At 69.4% G+C, this 24,489-nt stretch carries 20 protein-coding genes and 1 tRNA gene; 15 read left to right on the plus strand and 6 right to left on the minus strand.

Features of this window, described 5'->3' with window-relative positions; all coding sequences use genetic code 11:
- The first annotated feature begins 70 nt into the window (after positions 1–70).
- From MRB58_RS22085 to MRB58_RS22100, 4 genes are all read left to right on the plus strand, one after another.
- Complete coding sequence (locus tag MRB58_RS22085; RefSeq protein WP_244779255.1) at positions 71–352, plus strand: Rho termination factor N-terminal domain-containing protein; 282 nt, start codon at positions 71–73, stop codon at positions 350–352.
- A 5-nt stretch (positions 353–357) separates the two neighbouring features.
- Positions 358–1,338, plus strand: coding sequence for a Ku protein (locus MRB58_RS22090; protein ID WP_244779256.1), 981 nt, complete (start codon positions 358–360; stop codon positions 1,336–1,338).
- Positions 1,339–3,939, plus strand: coding sequence for a DNA ligase D (ligD, locus tag MRB58_RS22095; protein WP_244779258.1), 2,601 nt, complete (start codon positions 1,339–1,341; stop codon positions 3,937–3,939).
- A 150-nt stretch (positions 3,940–4,089) separates the two neighbouring features.
- Positions 4,090–5,451: a trehalose-6-phosphate synthase gene (locus tag MRB58_RS22100; RefSeq protein WP_244779259.1), complete on the plus strand. Its 1,362-nt coding sequence runs from the start codon at positions 4,090–4,092 to the stop codon at positions 5,449–5,451.
- Positions 5,452–5,536: 85 nt separating this feature from the next.
- On the opposite strand, the gene MRB58_RS22105 is transcribed toward MRB58_RS22100, so the two are convergent.
- Positions 5,537–6,901 carry an NAD-dependent succinate-semialdehyde dehydrogenase gene (locus MRB58_RS22105; RefSeq protein ID WP_244779260.1) on the minus strand — a complete coding sequence of 455 codons (1,365 nt, stop codon included), beginning with the start codon at positions 6,899–6,901 and terminating at the stop codon, positions 5,537–5,539.
- A gap of 170 nt (positions 6,902–7,071) precedes the next feature.
- On the opposite strand from MRB58_RS22105, the gene MRB58_RS22110 reads away from it, so the two are divergent.
- From MRB58_RS22110 to cobO, 4 genes are all read left to right on the plus strand, one after another.
- Positions 7,072–8,091, plus strand: a complete 1,020-nt coding sequence (locus MRB58_RS22110) for a sodium:calcium antiporter (RefSeq protein WP_244779261.1) — start codon at positions 7,072–7,074, stop codon at positions 8,089–8,091.
- 280 nt (positions 8,092–8,371) lie between these two features.
- Positions 8,372–9,196, plus strand: a complete 825-nt coding sequence (locus MRB58_RS22115) for an SDR family NAD(P)-dependent oxidoreductase (protein WP_244779262.1) — start codon at positions 8,372–8,374, stop codon at positions 9,194–9,196.
- 152 nt (positions 9,197–9,348) lie between these two features.
- Positions 9,349–11,541 carry a bifunctional diguanylate cyclase/phosphodiesterase gene (locus MRB58_RS22120; RefSeq protein WP_244779263.1) on the plus strand — a complete coding sequence of 731 codons (2,193 nt, stop codon included), beginning with the start codon at positions 9,349–9,351 and terminating at the stop codon, positions 11,539–11,541.
- Positions 11,542–11,611: 70 nt separating this feature from the next.
- Positions 11,612–12,223, plus strand: coding sequence for a cob(I)yrinic acid a,c-diamide adenosyltransferase (gene cobO, locus MRB58_RS22125; protein ID WP_244779264.1), 612 nt, complete (start codon positions 11,612–11,614; stop codon positions 12,221–12,223).
- A 166-nt stretch (positions 12,224–12,389) separates the two neighbouring features.
- Here the strand turns inward: cobO and MRB58_RS22130 are convergent, their stop codons facing one another.
- Positions 12,390–12,644, minus strand: coding sequence for a hypothetical protein (locus tag MRB58_RS22130; RefSeq protein ID WP_244779266.1), 255 nt, complete (start codon positions 12,642–12,644; stop codon positions 12,390–12,392).
- Between the two features lie 78 nt (positions 12,645–12,722).
- On the opposite strand from MRB58_RS22130, the gene MRB58_RS22135 reads away from it, so the two are divergent.
- Entirely contained in the window at positions 12,723–14,210 is a 1,488-nt protein-coding gene (locus MRB58_RS22135) for a cobyric acid synthase (RefSeq protein ID WP_244779268.1), read from the plus strand.
- Here the strand turns inward: MRB58_RS22135 and cbiB are convergent.
- The 4 genes from cbiB to MRB58_RS22155 all read right to left on the minus strand — a co-directional run bounded on the left by cbiB (position 14,207) and on the right by MRB58_RS22155 (position 18,176).
- Positions 14,207–15,121, minus strand: a complete 915-nt coding sequence (gene cbiB / locus MRB58_RS22140; RefSeq protein ID WP_244779270.1) for an adenosylcobinamide-phosphate synthase CbiB — start codon at positions 15,119–15,121, stop codon at positions 14,207–14,209. The two genes, MRB58_RS22135 and cbiB, sit on opposite strands and share 4 nt — an antisense overlap.
- Positions 15,118–16,098 (minus strand): threonine-phosphate decarboxylase CobD, encoded by a 981-nt coding sequence (cobD, locus tag MRB58_RS22145; RefSeq protein WP_244779271.1) that lies wholly within the window; start codon positions 16,096–16,098, stop codon positions 15,118–15,120. Before cobD ends, cbiB begins: the two co-directional genes overlap by 4 nt.
- Positions 16,099–16,394: 296 nt before the next feature.
- On the minus strand, positions 16,395–17,804 hold the full coding sequence (gene glnA / locus MRB58_RS22150; protein WP_244779273.1) for a type I glutamate--ammonia ligase: 1,410 nt from the start codon (positions 17,802–17,804) through the stop codon (positions 16,395–16,397).
- A gap of 33 nt (positions 17,805–17,837) precedes the next feature.
- Entirely contained in the window at positions 17,838–18,176 is a 339-nt protein-coding gene (locus MRB58_RS22155) for a P-II family nitrogen regulator (protein WP_111346413.1), read from the minus strand.
- A 213-nt stretch (positions 18,177–18,389) separates the two neighbouring features.
- Between MRB58_RS22155 and MRB58_RS22160 the strand changes: the two genes are divergently transcribed.
- From MRB58_RS22160 to clpX, 6 genes are all read left to right on the plus strand, one after another.
- Positions 18,390–19,835 carry an NAD(P)H-hydrate dehydratase gene (locus MRB58_RS22160; protein ID WP_244779274.1) on the plus strand — a complete coding sequence of 482 codons (1,446 nt, stop codon included), beginning with the start codon at positions 18,390–18,392 and terminating at the stop codon, positions 19,833–19,835.
- Between the two features lie 36 nt (positions 19,836–19,871).
- Positions 19,872–19,956: transfer RNA gene (locus tag MRB58_RS22165), tRNA-Leu, on the plus strand.
- Between the two features lie 99 nt (positions 19,957–20,055).
- Positions 20,056–20,352, plus strand: a complete 297-nt coding sequence (locus tag MRB58_RS22170) for a hypothetical protein (protein WP_244779275.1) — start codon at positions 20,056–20,058, stop codon at positions 20,350–20,352.
- A gap of 5 nt (positions 20,353–20,357) precedes the next feature.
- Positions 20,358–21,791, plus strand: coding sequence for a trigger factor (gene tig, locus MRB58_RS22175; RefSeq protein ID WP_244779276.1), 1,434 nt, complete (start codon positions 20,358–20,360; stop codon positions 21,789–21,791).
- Positions 21,792–21,800: 9 nt separating this feature from the next.
- Complete coding sequence (locus MRB58_RS22180) at positions 21,801–22,424, plus strand: ATP-dependent Clp protease proteolytic subunit (RefSeq protein WP_244779277.1); 624 nt, start codon at positions 21,801–21,803, stop codon at positions 22,422–22,424.
- A gap of 287 nt (positions 22,425–22,711) precedes the next feature.
- Positions 22,712–23,980: an ATP-dependent Clp protease ATP-binding subunit ClpX gene (gene clpX, locus MRB58_RS22185; protein WP_244779278.1), complete on the plus strand. Its 1,269-nt coding sequence runs from the start codon at positions 22,712–22,714 to the stop codon at positions 23,978–23,980.
- Positions 23,981–24,489: the final 509 nt, after the last annotated feature.

Consider the following 24,489-nt stretch of genomic DNA (forward strand, 5'->3'; position numbering starts at 1 on the left):
TTCCGCCGCGAATCGCAGTTGATGATTCGTTCCGCGGAACGTTTGTGGTCCGCCCGCTGCGGAGGTTGCGATGGCAAAGAAATCCAGCTCGACACGGAAGAATCCCGGCCCCTCCGTGAAGGACGACGAGACCTACGAAGCGATGCGCGACAAGGGCGCCAGCAAGGAGAAGGCGGCGCGGATCGCCAACGCCAAGGCCAACGGCTCGCAACCGTCCAAGAAGGGCGGCAAGGCATCCGCCTACGAGGACATGTCCAAGCACGACCTCTACGCCCGCGCCCAGGAGATCGGCATCGACGGCCGCTCCAAGATGTCCAAGGACGAACTCATTCACGCGCTGCGGAGTCACTGAGCGCCATGGCCCCGCGCGCATATTGGAAGGGTCACGTCCGCCTCGCACTGGTCTCGTTCCCGGTCCGCCTCTATGCGGCCACGACGTCGACCGAGCGAATTTCCCTGCACCGCATCCACAAGGACACGCACGAGCGCGTGCGCATGCAGAACGTGGTGCCGGACGAGGGACCGGTCGAACGCGACGACATCGTCATGGGCTACGAATACGACCGGGACAAATATGTGCCGGTCACGGAGGAGGAGCTGGAGTCGATCGAGGTCGAATCCAAACACACCATCGACCTCTCCCGCTTCGTCGATCTGAAGGAGATCGACCCGATCTACTTCGACAAGCCCTATTTCGTGGCGCCGGACGGTGACATGGCGACCGAGGCGTTCGTCACCATCCGCGACGCGCTGCGCGCCTCGAAGAAGGTCGCGCTGGGGCAGATCGTGCTGGCCAAGCGCGAGCGGATCGTCGCCATCCAGGCGTGCGGCGACGGGATGCTGCTGGAGACGCTGCGGTTCGCCGACGAGGTGCGCGAATCGAACGCCTATTTCGAGGATATCGAGAACGTAAAGGTCTCCAAGGATCAGGTGGACATGGCCGAAACGCTGATCGCGGCGCGCTCCGGCTCGTTCGATCCGGACACCTTCGTCGACCACTATCAGGCCGAGCTGCGCGCGCTCATCAACGCCAAGCTGAAGGGCAAGGACACCGCGCCGCCGAAATCCGCCAAGAGCAAATCCTCCAACGTCATCAACCTGATGGACGCGCTGAAGGCGAGCCTCGACGATAAGGGCGGCAAAGGCGGCAAGGGCGAGGAGGGGGGCGAGGCGGGCACCCGGCGCCCCCGCGCCGCTAGCGCCAAGGCCACCGCTGCGCGCAAGTCGTCCGCCAAGCCATCGGCCGCGTCCACCCGCAAGAGCGGCGCGACCAAGTCCTCCGGCGCAAAGTCGTCCGCGAAGTCGACCGCGGGGGCGCGGCAGAAGAAGAGCGCCTAAGTGGCCGATACCCTGCAGCGCTATCGCGACAAGCGCGATTTCTCGGTCACGCCGGAGCCTGCCCCCGCGAAGCGGTTCCGGCGCTCGGGCGGCCTGTCGTTCGTGGTGCAGAAGCACGATGCCCGGCGGCTGCACTACGACTTCCGGCTCGAGGTCGACGGCGTCCTCAAGTCGTGGGCCGTCACCCGCGGGCCCAGCCTCGACCCCGGCGACAAGCGCCTCGCGGTGGAGACGGAGGATCACCCGCTGGATTATGGCGGCTTCGAGGGGACTATCCCGGCGGGGGAGTATGGCGGCGGCACGGTGATGCTGTGGGACCGCGGCACCTGGGCGATGGCCGACGACAAGGACGTCCACGAGGGGCTGAAGGCCGGGGCGCTGACGTTCGACCTCCACGGCGAACGATTGAAGGGCCGCTGGCACCTGCAGCGGATGAAGGCCGAAAAGGGCCGCCCGCCGCAGTGGCTCCTCATCAAGACGCGCGACGCGGCGGCGAGCGAGAGCGTCGACGTGACCGCCGCGGCCAAGAGCGTCGCCACCGGCCGCACGATGGCGCAGATCGCCGGGTCCGACAGCGTGTGGCACTCCGACCGCCCGGCCGACGACCAGCCCGACGCCGCGCTGAAGCCCCTCGCGGCGCCGGCAAAGCCGACCGCGAAAGCCAAGCGGCGGTCCGCGGCGGGACGCGCCGCTGCCAAGGGCGAGAGCGGCGAGGGGGTGCCGGCCTTCGTCGCCCCGGCCCTGTGCGCCAGCCGGTCCACGCCGCCCGCGGGCGATTGGATCGCGGAGGTCAAGTACGACGGATACCGCGGTATCCTGCGCGCGGCGAACGGTGCGGTGACGATCCTCACCCGCGGCGAGAAGGACTGGACCCACCGTTTTCCCGACATTGCCGCCGCCGCCCGACCGCTCGCCGAGCGCGACCTCGTGCTGGACGGCGAACTCGTCGTCTTCGACGAGGACGGGCGCACCAGCTTCGGACGTCTACAGCGCGCCTTCCGCGCCGCCGGCGCCGTCGAGGCCGCCTATGTGGCGTTCGATCTCCTCTTCCTCGACGGCGAGGACTGGCGCGACCGGCCGATCGAGGCGCGCAAGGCCGAGCTGCAATCGCTATTGACCCGGCGCCACCGGCCGATCGTCTACGGCGACCACGTCGCGACCGGCAAGCAGGCGGCCCTCTACCGGCAGGCGGAGGCGAACGGGCTGGAAGGGATCATCGCCAAACGCGCCGGCAGCCGATACCGCTCCGGCCGGCACGAGAGCTGGGTGAAGGTCCGCGCCGTGCGCGCCGCCCCCCTGGTCGTCGGCGGCTATACCGAGGGCGGCGCGCACGGCCTCGGCGCGCTCCTCCTCGGCGCGTATCAAGGGGACAAGCTCGTCCCCGTCGGCCGCGTCGGCACCGGCTTCAACCGCAGCGAGGCGACCCGGCTCCTGGCCGAGCTGCGGGAGCGGGGGCGCAAGTCGTCGCCGTTTTCGCGGAAGCTGGAGGGGAAGGGGCATCACTTCGTCCGGCCCGACCTCGTCGCGCAGGTCGCCTACCTCGCCATGACCGACGACGGACTGCTGCGGCATCCGTCCTACAAGGGGCTCACCGAGATGGACCCGCACGACGTCGCCCTCCCGTCCGACCACCCCGACACCGAGACCGACCGCGCCACCGATCCGCCGGCCGCGCCGACCAAGACGCCCGCGCGCGCCGAGCGGGCGAGTGGGCCGACGCCCCTCGGCCTGCGCCCGCAGGACGTCGAGACCTACGGCGTGACGCTGAGCCATCCGGACAAGATGCTCTTTCCCGAGCAGGGAGTGACCAAGCTGGCCCTCGCCCAGCACTATGCGGCGCATATGGAGCGGATGCTTCCCCATGTCGCAGGGCGGCCGCTGACACTGGTGCGCTGCCCGCAGGGGCGGGCGAAGAAATGCTTCTACCAGCGCCACCCGGAGGGGATGCCGGAGCGCATGCGGCGCGACATCGGCGAGGCGGACGGGGCCGCCATCGTCGTCGAGCAGCCGGCCGACATCATGGAGCTGGTGCAGCTGGGCGTCCTGGAGATCCACCTGCGCGGCGCCCGTGCCGACCGGCCGGACAAGCCCGACCGCCTCGTCTTCGACCTCGACCCGGGCGATGGCGTCCCCTTCGAGGCGATCAAGGACGCCGCCCACACCGTGCGCGACCGCCTCGCCCGGCTCGACCTCGTCTCGTTCGTCAAGACGACCGGCGGCAAGGGGCTCCACGTCGTCGTCCCGATCGAACGGCGCACGCCGTGGGACGAGGCCAAAGCCTGGACGCGCGCGCTCGCGGAGGAGCTGGCGACGGCCGAGCCGGACCGCTTCCTCACCAAGATGACCAAGTCCAAGCGCACCGGCCGCATCTTCCTCGACTACCTGCGCAACGACACCAAGTCCTCGGCCGTCGCGCCCTACTCGGTGCGCTCGCGCGAGGGGGCGCCGTTCTCGCTGCCCGTCGGCTGGGACGCGCTCGACAAGCTCCAGGTCCCGCAGCCGGTGCATGTGGGAGACATCGCCGGGGACGACCCCTGGGCGGGGATCGAGGATGTGCGGCAGAGTCTGACGGCGGCGCGAAAGAAAGCAGTCGGACTTTAACGCACATTAAATCGGCAACCGAACCCCGCCCTGGGACGTTTCCTTTGCGACAAAGCAGAAACGCGTTGGGCATGGACTATGTTGTGGCTCGACCAGGCGCGGGGGGAATTGCCCGCGCAACCGGTGGTTCCGGCAACGTTCGAGGGGCGGTTGATCGCCGTATCGAACAGGATCTCGCGGCCGGCCAAGGGGGCGTCCCCCGGCGGCCTCGCCCAGGCGCTGTCCGAAGCGCTGCGCGGTAGCAACGGGATGTGGATCGGCTGGTCCGGCGACTTCGCCCGTCCCGGATCCGATCTGGAGATCGAGCGCGACGGGGACATCACCTTCGGCCTCGTCGACATCGCCGAAGACACCTATCACCGCTACTACGAGGGCTACGCCAACAGCGTGCTGTGGCCGCTGTTCCACTCCCGCCCGGACCTCGCCGAGCGCACGCCCGGCGACTTCGCCGCCTACCGCACGGTCAACGCCGAGTTCGCCGACGCCGTCGCCGAGGCGGCGCAACCCGGCGACACCATCTGGGTCCACGACTACCACTTCCTCATCCTCGCCGAGGCGCTGCGGGCGCGCGGACTTGCCGGAACCATCGGCCTCTTCATCCATATTCCCTGTCCCCCCCTCGACGTCTTCCGCCGACTGGCCGAGGCCCGCACCATCGTGCGCGCGCTGACCGCGTTCGACACCATCGCCGTGCAGACCCGCCGCGACGCCGCGCGGCTGGCCGAGTGCATGGCCGCGACCGCCGAGGGGACCATCCGCACCAGCCGCGGCGGCCTGCGGGTCGACGCTTGCGGGGGAAGCGTGCACATCACGGTCAAACCGATCGGCACGCAGCCGGCGGAAATCCGCCGCAGCCTCGAGACGGCGCGGCCGGCCGAGGTCGAGGCCTATCTGGCGCGCGCGGCCGGTCGGACCAAGCTGATCGGCGTCGACCGGCTGGACTACTCCAAGGGCATTCCCAACCGCCTGCTTGCCTACGAGCGCCACCTCGAGGGCGACCGCAGCCGTGCGGGGTCGACCCTCTTCACCCAGATCGCGCCCCCGTCGCGGGAGGCGGTCGCGGCCTATGCGGCGGTGCGCACCGAGGTGGAGCGCATCACCGGCCGCATCGTCGGCGCGTTCGGGGACCTGGCGTCGAGCCCGCTGACGCTGCTGACGCGGCCGCTCGACCGGGTGGGCGTCGCCCACATGCTCGCCAACGCGGACATCGCCATGGTGACCCCGCTCGCCGACGGCATGAATCTCGTCGCCAAGGAGTTCGTCGCCGCGCAGGACCCGCACGATCCGGGCGTGCTCGTCCTGTCGAAATATGCCGGGGCGGCGGAGGAGATGGTCGACGCGCTGATCGTCGATCCGCACGATCTCGACGAGATGGCCGCCGCCATCACCGCCGCGCGCACCATGTCACGAGGGGAGCGCCGGGAGCGCCACCGCAGCCTCGCCGCGGTCGTGGAGCGCACCCGGATCGAGCGTTGGCTCGGCAGCTGCCTGAAGGATCTCGCCCCGAGCTGACCGCGGGACGGGGCGAGGGCCGGACGGGGGCCGGGCTGCCGAGTTGGCCGCGAGCGAGGCCGGGGGCGACCCCCGGCCTTTTCGTTCAGGCGATGGCGATCGTCTTTACGTTCACGAATTCGCGGATGCCGTGCCCTGCGAGCTCGCGACCGACACCCGACTTCTTCACCCCGCCGAAAGGCAGACGCGGGTCGGAGGCGACCATCGTGTTGATGAAGACGCAGCCGGCGTCGAGGTCGCGCCCGAAGCGGGCCATCTCCGCCTCGTCGTTGGTGAAGGCGGCGGAACCGAGGCCGAAGCGCGTCTCGTTGGCGACGGCGATCGCCTCGTCGAGCGAGGTCACCTTGAAGAGCATCGCGGCGGGACCGAACATCTCCTCCTTGCGGGCCGGACTGTCGTCCGGGAGGTCGGCGAGCACGGTCGGCGCGTAGAACCAGCCCTTGCCGTCGACCTTCTTGCCGCCGGTCAGCACCGTGGCGCCCTCGCGCACGGAGGCGTCGACCTGGTCGGCCAGCTCGTCGCGGATCGCCTCGGTGGCGAGGGGGCCGAGGGTGGTCGCCTCCTCCATCGGGTCGCCCATGACGTGGGCCTCCATCCCGGCGACGAACGCCTGCGCGAACGCGTCGTAGACGTCGGCGTGGACGATGAAGCGCTTGGCCGCGATGCAGGACTGGCCGTTGTTGATCATGCGTGCGGTCACCGCCGTGGTCGCCGCCTTCTCGACATCGGCGGACGGCATGACGATGAAGGCGTCCGAGCCGCCCAGCTCCAGGACCACGTGCTTGATCTCCTCGCCGGCGATCTTGCCGACGGACATGCCCGCCGGCTCCGAACCGGTCAGCGTGGCGGCCTGAACGCGATCGTCCCGCAGCACCCGCTCGACCTTGGAGCCGCCGATCAGCAGCGTCTGGAAGACGCCGTCGGGATAGCCGGCCTCCTTGAAGATCTTCTCGATGGCGAGCGCGACCTGGGGCACGTTGGACGCGTGCTTCAACAGGCCGACATTGCCGGCCGCGGTCGCCGGCGCGGCGAAGCGGAAGACCTGCCAGTAGGGGAAGTTCCACGGCATCACCGCCAGCACCGGCCCCAGCGGCTGGTAGCTGACCCAGCTCTTGGACGCGTTCGAGGCGATCGGCTCGTCGGCGAGATATTGCTCGGCCTTCTCGGCATAGTGGCGGCAGACGAAGGCGCACTTGTCGACCTCGGCCAACGAAGAGGCCAGCGTCTTGCCCATCTCGAGGGTGGCGAGGCGGGCGAGGGCGTCGCGGTCGCGGGTGAGGACGTCGGCGACGGTGTTGAGCATCGCGGCGCGCTCGGCGATGGGAACGAGGCGCCAGCGATCGAACGCCTCGACGGCGGCGGCGAGCTTGGCGTCGACCTCCGCGTCGGTATGCGCCGCGAAAGTTTGCAACGTTTCGCCGGTCGCGGGGTTGATTGTTGCGATCGCCATGAGGCCTCCGTCCTGTGTCGCTCGGTGCATCGAAGGTCCGTCCCGCGGGCCCGGCGTCGAGCTTGATGCATGTTGCCGCGTCGTTCGGGCGCGGTGGGTCTCGAACAGATGTGCCCGCCTTGACGCAATCGACAAGGGACCACCGGCTCGAGCCTCCAGCTTCCTACAATATGTTTGTATTATCAGTCACCACGGCAATCGCCGTCTTCGCCTTCTCCGCCGCGGTCATCGCCGTCGCCGGCTCGCGCCTGTCGCACCTGGCCGATCGGTTGGCCGACCGTACCCGGCTCGGCGAGGCGATGGCCGGTGCCGTCCTCCTGGGCGCCACCACATCCATCCCGGGCACGGTGACGTCGGTGGTCGCGGCGTCGAGCGGCAACGTCGACCTCGCGGCGTCCAACGCGCTGGGCGGCATCGCGGCGCAGACAGCCTTCCTCGCCATCGCCGACATGGCCTACCGCCGGGCCAACCTGGAGCACGCCGCCGCCTCCGTGGCCAACCTCACCCAGGCGACGCTGCTGATCCTGATGCTGGCGATCCCGCTGGTGGCGGCAGATACGCCGGCGACCACCGTGCTCGGCGTCCACCCGGCGACGGTGGCGCTGCTGGTGGCCTACGTCGCCGGCCTGCGCATGGCCGGGCGGGACCGCGACAACCCGATGTGGCAACCGACCCTCACCAGCAAGACCCGCCGCGACCAGCCGGAGGACGAGCACGACACGCGCCCCCTGTGGCAGCTCTTCGCCGCGTTCATGGCCCTTGCCGCGGTGATCGGCGCGGCGGGCTTCGCGGTGGCACGCTCCGGCATCGTCATCGCCGACGAGACCGGAGTGGGCGAGACAGTCGTCGGCACGCTGTTCACCGCCGTCGCGACCTCGCTGCCGGAGCTGGTGACGACGGTGGCGGCGGTGCGCCACGGGGCGTTGCAGCTCGCCGTCGGCGGCATCATCGGCGGCAACGTGTTCGACGTCCTGTTCCTCTCGGCCGCCGACGTCGCCTACCGCGACGGGTCGATCTACCACGCGATCGATCAGGCGAGCCTGTTCTGGGCGCTGGTCGGGCTGTTGATGACGGCGGTCCTGCTCCTCGGACTGATCCGGCGCGAAGAACACGGTGTGGCAAACATAGGATTTGAGAGCGCATTGATGTTGATCATTTATGCAGGCGCGATCGCGATTATGGTGCTGTAAAGGCCGGCGGACGCGGTAAGACGGCTTTAGTTCTTGACCCCGTCGCCACCGTTCCGTCACGTTGGTTGCACCGTGATCGGGGCGGTGCGGCCCGACGAAGGCACCAGCGGTGCGGGAGGCGCCACCTCGATCAGCCGCGCCCCATGCCACCGGATCCGGCATGCTCCTCTCCTGAAAGGACCACCACGATCGTGCTTGCCTACGTGTTTATTCCTTGGATCGGACATGCTGCGTCGATGGGGTCCGGCTCGCCTTGCTCACGCCGTCACGGGCGCGCCGCATGATCGGCAACGGCGCCATCCACGTGCGGCCCGGCGTCCTGCCGCGCACCGCGATCGTGACCGGCGGGGCGGGCGCGCTGGGCTTCGCGGTGGCCCGCCGCCTCGCCGCCGACGGCAACCGCGTCGCCATCGTCGACATCGGCGCCGAGACGGCCGAGCGGGCCGGCGAGCTGCCGGGCGGCATGGGCCTCACCGCGGACGTCTCCAACACCGCCGAACTCGTCAACGCCTACCGCACCGTGCGCGACGCGATGGGTCCGACCGGCATCGTCGTGCATTGCGCCGGCGTCGCCCCGATCGCCCCCTTCCTCGACGTCGACCTCGCCACCTTCGCCAAGTCGATCGAGGTCAACCTCCTGGGCGGCTTCACCGTCTACCAGCTCGCCGCGCGCGACCTCGTCAACGAGGGGCTGGCGGGCCGCTTCGTCATGATCGCGTCGATCGCGGGGATGCGTGCCGGCTTCGGCCGCACCGCCTACGGGACGTCGAAGGCCGCCTCGATCCACCTGATGAAGCAGCTCGCGCTGGAGCTGGGGCCCTACGGCATCACCGCCAACTCGGTCTCGCCCGGCCCGGTGGACACGCCCATGTCGCGTGATGCCCACACCGCCGAGATGCGCGCCGACTATGCCAGGACCATTCCGATGGCGCGCTACGGCGAGGAGGACGAGACCGCCAACGCCGTGTCGTTCTTCGCCAGCCCCGATTCGGGCTACGTCAGCGGGCAGACCCTGTCGGTCGACGGCGGCTACCTGGCGGCCGGGACCGGGGTTCCGATCGCGCAGGCCGCAGCCGCCGTCCGCCGGGCCCCGCCGCGAGGCTGATGGAGGAAAAGACCCATGCCGACCATGGAGGGAGACACGGCCATTTGCCCGGCAGGTCCCTCCATGCACGTCCGACGACGGCTCGATGCAAGCCCGACACCTGCGATTTCACATACCTTTCGCCAGACTGATCAGCCATTGGGGCGCGTGACATGTTGAAGTATTTCAACGCCGCATTGACCAAACTGGGGCGCGCGCAACCGTTCGATCACCTGGCCGGCATGGCCCAGCTCGCGCTCGATTCCGGGCCGGTGACCCTGGTGGATCTCACCCCCGCACCCACCGTCATCGGGTGCAGCGACGATGCCATGACGATCCGCGAGCAGGTCGTGCGGATGGCGTGCGACCTCGACCCGGTCGACGCCGCCGACCTCGAGGACCTCGGCCTGCCGCTGGCGGGCGCCTCGCTGCCGTTCGAGGCGCCGTGGAACGCGGTCATCATGCTGCCGATGGTCGGGGGCGGGCGCCGGCTCGCCTTCCTCGTCTTCGTGCCGCAGCGCGGGCTCGATCCGCGGCGCGTCGCCCGCTTCGTCAACGCCGCCAAGCGCCAGGTCGCCGAGAACGCGCTCACCCAGCGCTACCGCTCGGACCTCAAGCGCTACATCCTCATGTTCGACCATCTGGAGCGGACCGCCAATATCGGCGTGTGGGAGTGCGACCTCATCTCCGGCTCGATGTTCTGGTCGGACGAGATGTTCCGCATCCACGACCGCTCGCCCGGCGAGGCGATGCCCAGCGTCAGCCAGGCGCTGCACTACTTCGTCCCGCCGTACGACAAGCAGCTCGAGAAGTTGCTCCTGTCGGCCGCCGTCTCGTCCGACCCGCTCGACGTCACGATGCCGATCGAGACCGCGGCCGGCCGGCGCCGCACGGTGCGCGTCATCGCCCAGCGCCAGACCCCCGACGACAGCGGCACCGAGCGCCTCGCCGGCGTGCTGCAGGACGTCACCGCCGCGCACGAGGCCAACGAGCGGCTCTGGTGGACCGCCAACCACGACGCGCTGACGCGGCTTCCCAACCGTGCCCTCTTCGCCGACCGCTTCCACACCGCGCTCGAGCGGCGCAAGCGCACCAGCAACTACGTCTGCCTCGTCCTGGTCGACGTCGACGATTTCAAGCAGGTGAACGACACGCTCGGCCACGCCGCCGGGGACCGCCTGCTGTGCCTCGTCGCCGAGCGGCTGAAGAAGACCGTGCGCACCAACGACACCGTCGCCCGCACCGGGGGGGACGAGTTCTCGATCCTGCTGGAGGACGTCGAATCGATGGAGGCGCTGGAGGCGGTGCTGGATCGCCTGCGCGCCAATCTCGACATCTACCTCACCTGGGACGAGCAGACGGTGCTGGTGAACCTGTCGGCCGGGGCGGCGCTGGCGCCCGAGCACGCCCTCAACGAGCATGACCTCACCTGCGCGGCGGACCTCGCCCTCTACCGCATGAAGGAGGAGAGCTGCTCGGCCTTGGCACTCTACGACCCCAGCTTCGGCCAGGCGCAGCAGGAGCGGGCGGAGATGATGGTCGCGGCGCGAAAGGCCATCAAGGTCGGCGCGATCGTGCCCTTCTACCAACCGCAGATCGACATCGCGAGCGGGCGCATCGTCGGCGTCGAGGCGCTGGCGCGATGGATCGACGACACCGGCGCCGTTCGCACCGCGTCGGATTTTTCCTGCGCTCTGGCCGACCACGAGCTCGGCGTGCAGATCGGCCTCGCGGTCGCCGACCGTGCGATCGTCGAGATGGCGCAGATCAACCGCGGCCGCACCGAGAAGCTGGCGCTCGCGGTCAACGCATCGGCGGGCGAGCTGCTGCGCGAGAGCTTCCTGAAACGCATCGGCAGCCAGATCGCCACCATGGGCGCGGAAGGCGCGCCGATCACCGTCGAGATCACCGAGGGGGTGGTGCTGGACGACCCCAGCGGCAAGCTGACCGAGGAGATCCACGCCGCCAACGCCCAGGGCATCAACTTCTCGCTGGACGATTTCGGCACCGGCTACGCCTCGCTGATCCACATCTCCACGCTGCCGATCTCCGAGCTGAAGGTCGACCGCCGCTTCGTCGACGGTATCGAGACCGACGGCGGCAAGCAGAAGGTGCTGCGCGGCATCATCGACGTGGCGCGCACCCTGTCGCTGCGGCTGATCGTCGAGGGGGTGGAGACGGCCGAGCAGGTGAGCATGATCACGAAGATGGGCGGCCGCTTCCTGCAAGGGTTCTACTACTCCAAGGCCGTCCCCTACGACGAGCTGGTCGCGCTCCTCGCTAAAGAGAACCCGGACGACGACCGCGCGCCCGCCCGTTCCGGGAACGAGACGGCGGGCGGCGCGCGCTACGCCGCGACCGGCTGAGGCCCTCGCTCAACCTCCGACGCTTCGTCTATGGTGCGCCCGCCGGCACGGCAGCCGGATGGAGTGCACTATGGACGAACGCGACCTCGACGCCCGCCACGCCGAGAAGATGCGCAAGAAGAAGGAGGCGCGGGACAAGATCCTCGCCACCAAGACGATCGAGAAGGGCCTCATCGTCGTCCACACCGGCAAGGGGAAGGGCAAGTCGACCGCGGCCTTCGGCATGGTGATGCGCGCCGTGGGGCACGGCATGAAGGTCGGCGTCGTGCAGTTCATCAAGGGCCGGATCGAGACGGGCGAAAAGCGCGTCCTCGACCGCTTTGCCGACCTCGTCACCGTGCGGCGCATGGGGGAGGGGTTCACCTGGGAGACGCAGGACCGCCAGCGCGACATCGCCGCCGCGACCGGCGCGTGGGAGATGGCCAAGGAGATGATCCGCTCGGGCGAGTACCGGATGGTGCTGCTGGACGAGCTGAACATCGTCCTGCGCTACGACTACATCGACCTCGAGGACGTCGTCGCCTTCCTGCGCGACGAGAAGCCGGAGGACGTCCACGTCATCATCACCGGCCGAAACGCCAAGGACGAGCTGATCGAGATCGCCGACCTCGTCACCGAGATGACGCAGGTGAAGCACCCGTTCCGCTCGGGCGTGAAGCCGCAGGCGGGGATCGAGTTCTAGCCGCGGGCCCGGGGGATGGCGGCCCGGTCGTCCGCCTTCCGCGCGCCGGGGTCGTCCGACGTCGCGGGCGGATCACGCAGCCATGACCCCGTGGGGCGTGGCGGCGTGGTGATCGCGAGGCGCGCGTGGGGTCAGGTGGCCCCGGCCGCGCCAGACGGGCGGTGCCTCAGGGGCACTGCACCGGCTCGTTGTACTGGTTGACGCACTTGGGCGTCGTCGCGGCGCCGACGAGCGCGCCACCGGCACCACCCACGACCGAGCTCGCGACCACGGCACCGGCGCCACCGCCCGCGATCGCCGCGATACCCGCACCCGTCGCCGCGCCCAGCGCACCGCCGACCAGCGCGCGATCGCCCGAGTTGTTCGCGTTGCAACCCGCGAGACCGGCGGCCAGCGCCACCGCGATAAGGATCTTTCTCATGCTATACTCCAAGTTGATCCGCCTGAATCCGAACGCCTTCCGGCCCTCTCGACTAGAGTGCCGGCGGATGAATGGGAAATGAAGCAGAGCGGTCTGCGAAAACCCGCCACTGCCGCGATCATGGTGCAGGGGACGGGCTCGGATGTGGGCAAATCGCTCCTGGTGGCGGGCCTGTGCCGGCACTTTCATCACCGCGGGTTGGTCGCTAAGCCATTCAAATCACAGAACATGTCGAACAACGCGGCGGCGACGCCCGACGGCGGCGAGATCGGCCGGGCGCAGATGTTGCAGGCGCGGGCCGCACGCATCGCTCCAACAGTTCATCTGAACCCTGTGCTCTTGAAGCCACAGTCGGAGACGGGGGCGCAGGTGGTGGTCCAGGGACGGTTGTGGCAGAGCGCCAGCGCCGGTGCCTATGCCGACCTCAAGCCCAGCCTTATGCCCGCGGTGCGTGACAGCTTCGCGCGGGTCTGCGACGGGGCGGACATCGTCATCGTCGAGGGGGCGGGGAGCCCGGCGGAGATCAACCTGCGCGCCGACGATATCGCCAACATGGGCTTTGCGCGGGCGGAGCGGGTGCCGGTCGTGCTGGCGGCCGACATCGCCCGCGGCGGGGTGATCGCCAACCTCGTCGGCACCGCGGCGGTGCTGGACCCGGCGGACCGGGCGATGGTGGCGGGCTACATCGTCAACAAATTCCGGGGCGACGTGCGCCTGTTCGACGGCGGCCTCACCGCAATCACGGAGCGCACCGGCTGGCGCTCCTTCGGCGTCGTCCCCTGGTTCGCGGCGGCCGAGGCGCTCCCGGCCGAGGACACGCTCGGCCTGCCGACGAACGCGGTGCGGCCGGGCTTGCGCGTCGTCATGCCCCGCACCCCGCACATCTCCAACTTCGACGATTGCGATCCGCTGCGGCTGGAGCCGGGGGTCGCCTTCACCCTGGCACCGCTCAGCGCGCCGATGCCGGAGGCCGACCTCGTCGTCCTGCCGGGCTCGAAGTCGACCATCGCCGACGCCAAGGCGCTGAGGGCCGCGGGATGGCACATCGACCTTGCCGCGCACGCTCGGCGGGGCGGCATGATCATCGGCCTGTGCGGCGGCTACCAGCTCCTCGGACGCGTGATTCGGGACCCGGCGGGACACGAGGGACCGCCGGAGGAGACCCCCGGCCTCGGCCTTCTCGACGTGGAGACCGAGATCGCCGCGCCGAAGGTGACGCGCCAGAGCGAGGGCACCTGCGCGCTGGCCGGCCTGGAGGGTATCCCGGTGGCCGGCTACCAGATCCACATGGGCCGCACCACCGGCCCGGACCGCGCGCGGCCGCTGGTGCATGTGGAGGAGGGCGCGGACGGTGCGGTCACCCCGAGCGGGCGCGTCATGGGGTGCTACCTGCACGGCCTCTTCGCCAGCGACGCCTTCCGCGCCGCCGTGCTGGGCCGATTCGGCGTCGCCGCCTCGCTCGCCTACGACGCGGACGTCGACCACACCCTCGACGCGCTGGCCGAACACGTCGCCGCCGCACTCGATGTCGACGGGCTGCTCGCGCTCGCCCGGGGCCGGACCTAGGCGAGGAGCGCGAGGACGACGTAGACGGCGCCGTGCAGCAGTCCCGCCGCCGAAGTCAACGCCAGGCCGCGGCGGATGTCCCGCCGGCGGGCGGGCCGGCCGCCGGGGTTGAGACGCACCCCCTCCACGACGCGTGCGCCGTAGCGGCGCGGGCCGCCGAGGGCGACGCCGAGCGCGACCGCCAGCGCCGCCTCCGGCCAGCCGGCGTTCGGGGAGAGGTGGGCGCGCGCTCCGGCGGCGACGGTGCGCCAGGCGCGGAAGGTGTGCGGGCGCGCCGCCGCGATCAGCACCGCCGCGAGACGGGCCGGGACGAGGTTGGCCGCGTCGTCCACCCGCGCCGCCGCCCAGCCGAATTTCTCGTAGCGCGGCGTGCGATGGCCGATCATCGAATCGGCCGTATTGATCGCCTTGTAGGCGACGATCCCCGGCAGCCCGGCAAGGGCGAACCAGAAGACCGGCGCCACCACCCCGTCCGACCAGTTCTCGCCCAGCGTCTCCAGCGCGGCGCGGGCGACGGCCGCCTCGTCCAGGGCGGCGGTCTCACGGCCGACGATCTGCGCGACCGCGTGCCGGGCGGCGGCGAGGTCGGGCGCGGCGGCGACGGCGGCGACGTGCTGGTGCAGGCTGCGCTGGGCGATCAGGGTGGAGGCGATTGCGGCTTCGGCGAGGAGGCCGACGACACCGTCCGGCAGCAGCGCCGAGACGGCGGCGGCGCCGGCCGCGAAACTCCCGACCAGCGCGCCGAGGGCCACGACCCCGTCACGGCGTCGGCCGCGGTTGAGGCGCGCCTCGAGCCGGGTCAGCAGCGCCCCCATCCACGTGACCGGATGGCCGATGCGGCGCCACAGCCCGGCCGGATCGCCGATGGCCGCATCCAGCGCCAGTGCGAGCGGGACGGCGGCGAGGCTCACGGCCGGGCGTCGGCGGTGATGGCGGCGAGGCTGGCGGCGAGGCGGGGGAGCGCGGCGCCCGGCAGGCCGAAGCGCAGCCACTCTGGCTCCGTCTCGAACCGGCGGGTCCAGATGCCGTGACGGGCGAGGGCGCGGTGCAGCCCGGCCGCGTCCGGCGTCGCGACGAGCCGGAAGAGGTCCGTCCCGCCGATCACCGCGAGCCCCGCGCCGGCGAGGACCGCGTCCAGCGCCGCACGCTCGTGCGCCAACCGGGCGCGCATCGCCGCGATCCAGGTCCGGTCGGCGAGGGCGGCCGCGCCGATCTCCAGCGCCGGCCCGCCGACGGCCCAGGGACCGAGCGCCTCGGCCAGCGGCTGCACCACCTCCGGCGCGCCGATCGCGAAGCCGAGGCGCACGCCCGCCAGGCCGAAGAACTTGCCGAAGCTCTTCAGCACCAGCGTCCCCGGCATCCCGGCGACGCTGGTCGCGGGTGCGACGTCGCCGAACGCTTCGTCGACGACGACGCCGACGCCGCCCCGAGGGGCCCGTCCCGCGGCCTGGGCGATCGCCTCGCGCGGCAGGACCGTCCCCGTCGGATTGTTGGGGTTCACCACGACCGCGAGGCCCGTCTGCGGCAAGCCGTCCGCTTCGGCCGTGGGGACGCGCCGGCGCCAGGCGGCGGCATGCTCGGCGTAGGTCGGCGCCAGGATCGTGACGCGCTCGGGCGCCAGGAGGTGCGGCAGCCACTGGATCAGCGCCTGCGTGCCGGGGGCGGCGACGATGGCGGCCTCCGCCGGGACGGCGTAGGCGGCGCGGGCGGCGGCCAGCAGCGCGTCGAGCGCGACACGCTGCGGCAGCCGCGCCAGTGATCCCGGCGATATCGTCGCCGGATAGGCGTGAGGGTTGATGCCGGTGGACAGGTCGAGCCAGTCATCGGCGGGCGTGCCGGCGAGGGCGGCGGCGTCCGCGAGGTCGCCGCCGTGGGGAACGCCGCTCACGGGGCCGGCCGCTCCGGCGATCGCGCACGCACGGCAAGGCCGCGCTGCGGTGCGAAGGGCGACGGAGGGGTCGGCGAGGGCGAGGACGGGCCGGAGCGTGCGTACATGGCGCGGATACTATGCCGCCGATGCCGCCCCTCCAAGCCGCGATCCCCCACGCGGCGCGACCGCACGAGGCCGGGCCGCAGCCGGGAGGGACGATCCGCCCGCGGACACGAAAAAGCCGGCCCATCGGGGATGGGCCGGCCGGTTGTCCGAGGCGTTTGGGGCGACCGGAGAGGACGCCCCGCGGCGAATCAGACGGAGTAGTACATGTCGAACTCGACCGGGTGCGGGGTCATCTCGTAGCGCATGTTCTCTTCCATCTTCAGCTCGATGTAGGCATCGATCTGATCGTCGTCGAACACGCCGCCCGCCTTCAGGTAGTCGCGGTCGGCGTCGACCGAAGCGAGCGCCTCACGCAGCGAGCCGCAGACGGTCGGGATGCCGGCGAGTTCCTCGGGCGGCAGGTCGTAGAGGTCCTTGTCCATCGGGTCGCCCGGATGGATGCGGTTCTTGATGCCGTCGAGGCCGGCCATGCACATCGCCGCATAGGCGAGGTACGGGTTGGCGGCCGGATCCGGGAAGCGAACCTCCAGGCGCTTGCCCTTCGGCGAGGACGCGATGGGGATACGGCAGGAGGCCGAGCGGTTGCGCGCCGAGTAGGCCAGCAGCACCGGCGCCTCGTAACCCGGGACCAGACGCTTGTAGGAGTTGGTCGACGGGTTGGTGAAGGCGTTCAGCGACTTGGCGTGCTTCAGGATACCGCCGATGTAGAAGAGGCAGTTCTCGCTGAGGTCGGCGTAGAGGTTGCCGGCGAAGGTCGGCTGCCCGTCCTTCCAGATCGACTGATGGACGTGCATGCCGGTGCCGTTGTCGCCGAAGACGGGCTTCGGCATGAACGTCGCCGTCTTGCCGTATGCGTTCGCCACCTGGTGAACGACGTACTTGTAGATCTGCATGTTGTCCGCGACCTTGGTCAGGGTCTGGAACTTCAGACCAAGCTCGTGCTGGGCCGCGGCCACCTCATGGTGGTGCTTCTCGACGGCGACGCCCATCTCGGCCATGACCGAGAGCATCTCGGAGCGCATGTCCTGGCAGGAGTCGACCGGCGGGACGGGGAAGTAGCCGCCCTTGGTGCGCGGACGGTGGCCGAGGTTGCCGGTCTCGTACTCGGTGTCCATGTTGGACGGCAGCTCGGTGGAGTCGAGCTTGAAGCCGGTGTTGTACGGGTCGGCCGCGAAGCGGACGTCGTCGAACACGAAGAACTCGGCTTCCGGGCCCATGGTGATGGTGTCACCGAAGCCGCCGGACTTCACGTAGGCCTCGGCGCGCTTGGCCGTGGAACGCGGGTCGCGGTTGTAACCCTCGCCCGTGCCCGGCTCGAGGATGTCGCACACGACAGCCATCGTAGTCTGGGCGAAGAAGGGGTCGATGTAGGCCGTTTCCGGATCCGGCATGAGGATCATGTCGGACTCGTTGATCGCCTTCCAGCCGGCGATGGACGAACCATCGAACATGGTGCCGTCGGCAAACAGCTCTTCGTCGACGATGGACGTATCCATCGTGACGTGCTGCATCTTGCCTCGCGGATCGGTGAAGCGCAGGTCGACGTACTTGACGTCCTTGTCCTTGATGTCCTTGAGGATTTCTTGCGCTGTGCTCATTAGCAGTGGGCTCTCTCTCTTGCGCTTCTCAGGTTAGATGGCGTCCTCACCGATTTCACCGGTGCGGATGCGGATTGCGTCCTCGACGGGGAGGACGAAGATCTTGCCGTCTCCGATCCGGCCGGTCTGAGCGGCATTGCGGATGGCGTCGACGGCGGCGGGCAGGAGGCTGTCGGGAACGATCAGCTCGATTTTCACTTTAGGCAGGAAATCGACGACGTACTCGGCCCCGCGATAGAGTTCGGTGTGGCCTTTCTGGCGGCCGAACCCGCGTGCTTCGAGGACGGTGATCCCTTGGAGCCCGACTTCTTGCAGCGCCTCCTTCACCTCGTCCAACTTGAACGGCTTAATAATGGCTTCGATCTTCTTCATGACACCCCGCTCAGCGGCGGACGGACGACCCGGCCCGCTGGACTGGCGCGATGATGCAGGGACCATGCCAACGGCGCCACCTTTGAATTGTCCTGTTTCCGAGCAGATGCCGCATAGAAGGGCAACGCCAGTGCTGATTTGGAAGGCGGACTGCCCGTCGTTTGTGCACCCATGAAAGTCTCCAACGATTTTGAGTTGCCGACGCCGCACGAGATGCGTGCATGCGACCGCGCGGCCGTGGCGGAAGGGACGTCGTTCGAAACCCTCATGGAGCGGGCCGGATGCGCGGTTGCCGAGGTGGTGGCCAAGCATGCCCCGGCCGGTGCGCCGATCCTAGTTCTCGCCGGACCGGGGAACAATGGCGGCGATGCGTTCGTCGCCGCTCATAAGCTGCTCGATGACGGGCATGCCGTCGCCGTGCTCGACCTCTCCGGCGACCGTCCGGACGGCGCGGCGGCCGCGGCCCGCGCGGTCTACGACGGCCCGCGCGTGGCGGCGGACGACGAGACGATCGACCGCGCCGAGGTGGTGGTCGACGGGCTCTTCGGCGGCGGCCTGTCGCGCGCGGTCGACGGGGTCTTCGCCGAGGTGGTTCGCCGCGTGAACGCCCGCCCGCGGGAGGTCGTCGCGATCGACGTGCCCAGCGGGGTCGACGGGGCGAGCGGCGAGGTGAGGGGCGTCGCCATCGAGGCGCGCCGGACCGTCACATTCCAGCGCCGGCGGCCGGGGCACCTGCTGCTGCCGGGCCGCGACCTGTGCGGCGAGGTCGAAGTCGCCGACATCGGCATTTCGGACGCGATCATCGAAGCGGCCGGCTGTCGGACCTTCGTCAACACGCCCGCGCTGTGGCGCGGCGCGCGGCCGATCCTGGCGATGGCCGGCCACAAGTACGATCGCGGCCACGCGGTGGTGGTGTCGGGGCCGATGACGGCCACGGGGGCGGCGCGGATGGCGGCGGCCTCGGCGCTGCGGACCGGGGCGGGGCTCGTCACCGTCGCCTCGCCGCCCGACGCGCTGTTCGTCAACGCCAATCATCTGACGGCCGTGATGCTGACCCGCGCCGACGGGCCGGAGGGCCTCGCCGAGGTGCTTGCCGACACGCGGCGCAACGCGGTGTGCATCGGCCCCGGCCTCCCTCCCGACGTCGCGACGCGCGAGCTGGTCACGGCGGCGCTCGCCTCCGAGGCCGCCGCGGTGCTGGACGCCGGCGCCCTGACCGCCTTCGCCGACGATGCCGACGCGCTCGCCGCGGCGATGGGTGGGCGCGGCGCGGTGCTGACCCCGCACGCGGGCGAATTCGCGCGGCTGTTCGGCCGGGACGAGCTGCCGCGGCTGGGCAAGCTCGAAGCGGCGCGGCGGGCGGCCGCCCGGGTCGGCGCCACCGTGGTGCTGAAGGGGGCGGACACCGTGACCGCCGCGCCGGACGGCCGCGCCGCCATCTCCGAGAACGCGCCCCCCTGGCTCGCGACGGCCGGGGCGGGGGACGTTCTGGCGGGCATGATCACCGCCTTCCTCGCCCAGGGCGCCTCGCCGTTCGAGGCCGCGGCGATGGGCGTGTGGCTCCACGGAGATCTCGCCCAGCGTGTCGGCCCGGCGCTGATCGCGACCGATCTCATCGCCAATCTGAGGCACGCGCGCGCAGCGTTCGATCATGTTTGACCGCAGGCGGTCGCCGGCCTTAGAGGTGAGCCGCGCGCGGGTGTGGCGGAACTGGTAGACGCACCAGATTTAGGTTCTGGCGCCGCAAGGTGTGGGGGTTCGAGTCCCTCCACCCGCACCAATCCTGTGGATTGGTTTTTTCGTGCGCTACCGGCCTTCGGCCTGCATGAGCGCGGGTGCGTGCGCTACCGGCCTTCGGCCTGCTGGGGCGCGGGGTCTGATGCCTGTGCGTGGCGCGCTCGTCAGCACGGCTTTATCTAACGGCCGCGTCTATCGGTCGGGGCTCGTGTACGTTTCGGCGATCGGCGGGGGGTGGATTGCCGTGGGTGCGCGCTCCATCGTAAAGGAGCGGCGGGAGGTGCTGGGCGGCCGGGTGGCCGCCGCGCTCGGCCCGCCGACGGGCGCCGCGCTGGATTTGCCGGGCTCGATGGCACCGAACGGCATTGACACCGGTGCTTCCCGGGGCGACATGGAGCGTCCTCCCCGACAACGTTTTTATTGGTGCTGCGGAAAGTGAACCCGATGGATGTGACGGAAACCCGTGCAGAGGGTCTGGCGCGGGAACTCAAAGTGACGGTTCCCGCAGCGACCCTCGACGCTCGTCTGAATGCCTACCTCGACGATATGCGTCAGAAGGTTCGACTGAAGGGATTTCGCCCGGGCAAGGTGCCCATGGCGCACCTGAAGAAGATGTACGGCCGCTCCGCGATGGCCGAGGTCATCAATGAAGTGATGACCGAATCGATCCGCGGCGCCGTCGAGCAGCGCGACGAGAAGCCCGCGCTGCAGCCGGACGTCGACGTCGACGAGACCGCGATGACCGACGTGATGGAGGGCAAGAGCGACCTGTCCTTCGCCGTGAAGTACGAGGTCCTGCCGGAGATCGAAGTCACCGGGCTCGACCAGATCACCGTCGAGAAGCCGACCTACGAGGTCCCGGCCGACGAGCTCGACGCCGAGCTGACCAAGCTTGCCGAGAACTACAAGGACTACGACGCCGTCGAGCGAGCCGCCCAGGACGCCGACCGCCTGAAGATCGACTTCGTCGGCAAGATCGACGGCGAGCCCTTCGAGGGCGGATCGGCCGAAGGGATCGACATCGTCATCGGTCAGGGCCGTTTCATCCCCGGCTTCGAAGAGCAGCTGAACGGCACCACGGCCGGGCAGGCGACCACCGTCACCGTGACCTTCCCGGAGGACTACGGCGCGACCCATCTCGCCGGCAAGGAAGCCGTCTTCGACGTGACGGTGCAGGAAGTCGCCGCGCCGAAGGAGACGACCCTCGACGACGCCTTCGCCGAGAAGCTCGGCATGGAGAACCTCGAGAAGCTGCGCGAGGCCATGAAGGGCCAGATGCAGTCCTCCTATGACCAGGCCAGCCGCGCCAAGGTCAAGCGCGCCCTGCTCGACGCGTTGGACGAGCGCTTCGCCTTCACGCTGCCGCAGAAGCTGGTCGACACCGAGTTCGACGCGATCTGGCGCCAGGTCGAGCAGGAGATGGCGCAGAAGGGCGAGACCTTCGACGCCGCGCTCGCCGAGGATGCCGACGGCTCGGAGGCCAAGACCCGCGCCGACTACCAGAAGATCGCCGAGCGCCGCGTGCGGCTGGGGCTTCTCCTGTCGGAGATCGGCTCGAAGGCCGAGGTGCAGGTGACCGACGAGGAGGTGCAGCAGGCGCTTCAGCAGCGCATGCAGCAGTTCCCCGGCCAGGAGCGTCAGGTGCTGGACTACTACCGCCAGAACCCGCAGGCCATCGCCAGCCTGCGCGCGCCGATCTTCGAGGACAAGGTCGTCGACTACATCCTGGAGCTCGCCACCGTGAACACCGTCCCGGTGTCCAAGGAGGAGCTTCTGAAGGGTGAGGACGACGAGCACGATCACGATCATGCGCATGATCACGACCATGATCATCACCACCATGATCATGACCACGATCACCACCACCACGATCATTAGGCCGCGCGCATGAAAGACCCTGTAGACTTTTATATGTCGACGCTCGTTCCGATGGTCGTCGAGCAGACGAACCGCGGCGAGCGTGCGTACGACATCTTCTCGCGCTTGTTGTCGGAGCGGATCATTTTCATCACCGGTCCCATCGAGGACACGGTGGCGACCTTGGTCTGCGCCCAGCTCCTCTATCTGGAGGCCGACAATCCGAACAAGGAGATCTCGCTCTACATCAACTCGCCGGGCGGCATCGTCACCTCGGGTCTGGCCATCTACGACACGATGCAGTTCGTGCGGCCGACGATCTCGACCCTGTGCATCGGCCAGTCGGCCTCGATGGGTGCGCTGCTGCTCGCCGCGGGCGAGAAGGACATGCGCTTCTCGCTGCCGAACGCGCGGATCATGGTGCATCAGCCCTCGGGCGGTTTCCGCGGCACGGCGGCCGACATCCAGCTCCAGGCCAACGAAATCCTGGCTCTGAAGCGCCGGCTGAACGAGATCTACCGCAAGCACAGCGGCCAGGAACTCGACAAGATCGAGAAGACCCTGGAGCGCGATCACTACATGACCCCGGACCTCGCCAAGGAATTCGGGATTATCGACCGCGTGATCGAAAGCCGGGCTGCGCTCGACGTTTAAAGCTGCTACAACGTCTACGTGCAAGCCGTCTGCGGCGGTATCGTTTGCCGGCTAGCTGGTATGGCCGGGGACGGATCGTCGCGGATCGGGACGAAAACCGCCCGCGACAGGCGGTCGGTTTTTATGTTTGGTAACGCATGGGACGGTTGACTATCCCGTGACGGGGGTTTGCATCGGGATCGAGGCCGCCCCAATATGGATGCGAGGCGATCGGCGCCAGCCGGCTCCCTCCATCGGTGGCGAATTCCCGAGATGTGCGGTCGATCGGGCGACGAAAGGGTGAGTTGATGAGCAAAGCGACCAGCGGCGACGGGAAGAACACCCTCTATTGCTCGTTCTGCGGCAAGAGCCAGCATGAGGTGCGCAAGCTCATCGCCGGGCCGACCGTCTTCATCTGCGACGAGTGCGTCGAGCTGTGCATGGACATCATCCGGGAGGAGAACAAGTCCTCGCTGGTGAAGTCGCGCGACGGCATCCCGACCCCGCTCGAGATCCGCAAGGTGCTGGACGACTACGTGATCGGCCAGCAGGCGGCCAAGAAGGTCCTCTCCGTCGCCGTCCACAACCACTACAAGCGCCTCTCCCACGCCTCCAAGCAGAACGACGTCGAGCTGGCGAAGTCGAACATACTGCTGATCGGCCCGACCGGTTGCGGCAAGACGCTGCTGGCGCAGACGCTCGCCCGCATCCTGGACGTTCCCTTCACCATGGCCGACGCCACGACGCTGACCGAGGCCGGCTACGTCGGCGAAGACGTCGAGAACATCATCCTCAAGCTGCTTCAGTCGGCCGACTACAACGTCGAGCGGGCCCAGCGCGGCATCGTCTACATCGACGAGGTCGACAAGATCTCGCGCAAGTCCGACAACCCGTCCATCACCCGCGACGTGTCGGGCGAGGGCGTGCAGCAGGCCCTGCTGAAGATCATGGAGGGCACGGTGGCCTCCGTCCCGCCGCAGGGCGGGCGCAAGCATCCCCAGCAGGAGTTCCTGCAGGTGGACACCACCAACATCCTCTTCATCTGCGGCGGTGCCTTCGCCGGGCTCGACAAGATCATCTCCGACCGTGGCCGCGGCACGTCGATCGGCTTCAACGCCCAGGTGTTCGGCGCCGAAGACCGCAAGATCGGCGAGCTCTTCCGCGAGGTGGAGCCGGAGGACCTGCTGAAGTTCGGCCTCATCCCCGAGTTCGTCGGCCGCCTGCCGGTCCTGGCGACCCTCGAGGACCTCGACGAGCCGGCCCTGGTGCAGATCCTGTCCGAGCCGAAGAACGCGCTGGTCAAGCAGTATCAGCGCCTCTTCGAGATGGAGGGCGTCGAGCTGACCTTCCACGCCGACGCGTTGAAGGCGATCTCCCGCAAGGCGATCGAGCGCAAGACCGGCGCCCGCGGCCTTCGCTCGATCCTCGAGGCGATCCTGCTCGACACCATGTACGAGCTTCCAGGCCTCGACGGTGTGCGCGAAGTCGTCATCTCCGACGAGGTCATCGGCGGCACCGCCCGTCCGCTCTACATCTACGACGATCGCGCCTCGGAGCCCTCGCGCACGTCGGCCTGATCGCGCGCCCCGCATCCTCAAGGGGCGTCGCAGGCCCTCCTCGGCTCCGACACCCGTGCGCTGGGGTGACGCTGGCACGCAACAACGTAAACGCGCCACCCGGTATTGTCTGCACCCTGTAGATGTGCTTTTCTCGCCTACCGGGGACGCCGCGTCGGAGGGGGTCGGGTGCAGCCGACCCACCTTCGCCGATGCGGCGCGAGTGGCAGGGGCGTTTCCGTCGCTTTTCGAGGCGGTTGGAGTCGCGCCCCGACGTGTGGGGTCCAGGGTACGGTCAACGCCCACCCGTCGCCGGTGGTGGGACGAGGCCAGCCTCGGTCAAGTCTTGAAGTCGGCTCATCAGAGGGCCACCTCGTCGCCAGAGATGCGATGGTGCATCCCCAACGTCCATTGCCGCACCGCTCGACGATAGTCGTGGGCGGGGGCCGAGAAAGTCGGTTGTGTACGGTGGACGGTGGCTCGACTCGTGCATGATGTGGCGAGCTCGGGCCAAGCTGAAAGGACAGTTC

The sequence above is a fragment of the Acuticoccus sp. I52.16.1 genome, from assembly GCF_022865125.1.
GTDB lineage: Bacteria > Pseudomonadota > Alphaproteobacteria > Rhizobiales > Amorphaceae > Acuticoccus.

Coding starts and splice junctions, on each gene's coding strand:
- MRB58_RS22115 (WP_244779262.1), top strand. CDS start 8,372: ATGATCGGCAACGGCGCCATCCACGTGCGGCCCGGCGTCCTGCCGCGC.
- MRB58_RS22135 (WP_244779268.1), top strand. CDS start 12,723: ATGAAGCAGAGCGGTCTGCGAAAACCCGCCACTGCCGCGATCATGGTG.
- MRB58_RS22110 (WP_244779261.1), top strand. CDS start 7,072: ATGTTTGTATTATCAGTCACCACGGCAATCGCCGTCTTCGCCTTCTCC.
- MRB58_RS22160 (WP_244779274.1), top strand. CDS start 18,390: ATGCGTGCATGCGACCGCGCGGCCGTGGCGGAAGGGACGTCGTTCGAA.
- glnA (WP_244779273.1), bottom strand. CDS start 17,804: ATGAGCACAGCGCAAGAAATCCTCAAGGACATCAAGGACAAGGACGTC.
- tig (WP_244779276.1), top strand. CDS start 20,358: ATGGATGTGACGGAAACCCGTGCAGAGGGTCTGGCGCGGGAACTCAAA.
- MRB58_RS22120 (WP_244779263.1), top strand. CDS start 9,349: ATGTTGAAGTATTTCAACGCCGCATTGACCAAACTGGGGCGCGCGCAA.
- MRB58_RS22105 (WP_244779260.1), bottom strand. CDS start 6,901: ATGGCGATCGCAACAATCAACCCCGCGACCGGCGAAACGTTGCAAACT.
- MRB58_RS22155 (WP_111346413.1), bottom strand. CDS start 18,176: ATGAAGAAGATCGAAGCCATTATTAAGCCGTTCAAGTTGGACGAGGTG.
- clpX (WP_244779278.1), top strand. CDS start 22,712: ATGAGCAAAGCGACCAGCGGCGACGGGAAGAACACCCTCTATTGCTCG.
- MRB58_RS22090 (WP_244779256.1), top strand. CDS start 358: ATGGCCCCGCGCGCATATTGGAAGGGTCACGTCCGCCTCGCACTGGTC.
- MRB58_RS22130 (WP_244779266.1), bottom strand. CDS start 12,644: ATGAGAAAGATCCTTATCGCGGTGGCGCTGGCCGCCGGTCTCGCGGGT.
- cobO (WP_244779264.1), top strand. CDS start 11,612: ATGGACGAACGCGACCTCGACGCCCGCCACGCCGAGAAGATGCGCAAG.
- MRB58_RS22170 (WP_244779275.1), top strand. CDS start 20,056: ATGCCTGTGCGTGGCGCGCTCGTCAGCACGGCTTTATCTAACGGCCGC.
- MRB58_RS22085 (WP_244779255.1), top strand. CDS start 71: ATGGCAAAGAAATCCAGCTCGACACGGAAGAATCCCGGCCCCTCCGTG.
- MRB58_RS22180 (WP_244779277.1), top strand. CDS start 21,801: ATGAAAGACCCTGTAGACTTTTATATGTCGACGCTCGTTCCGATGGTC.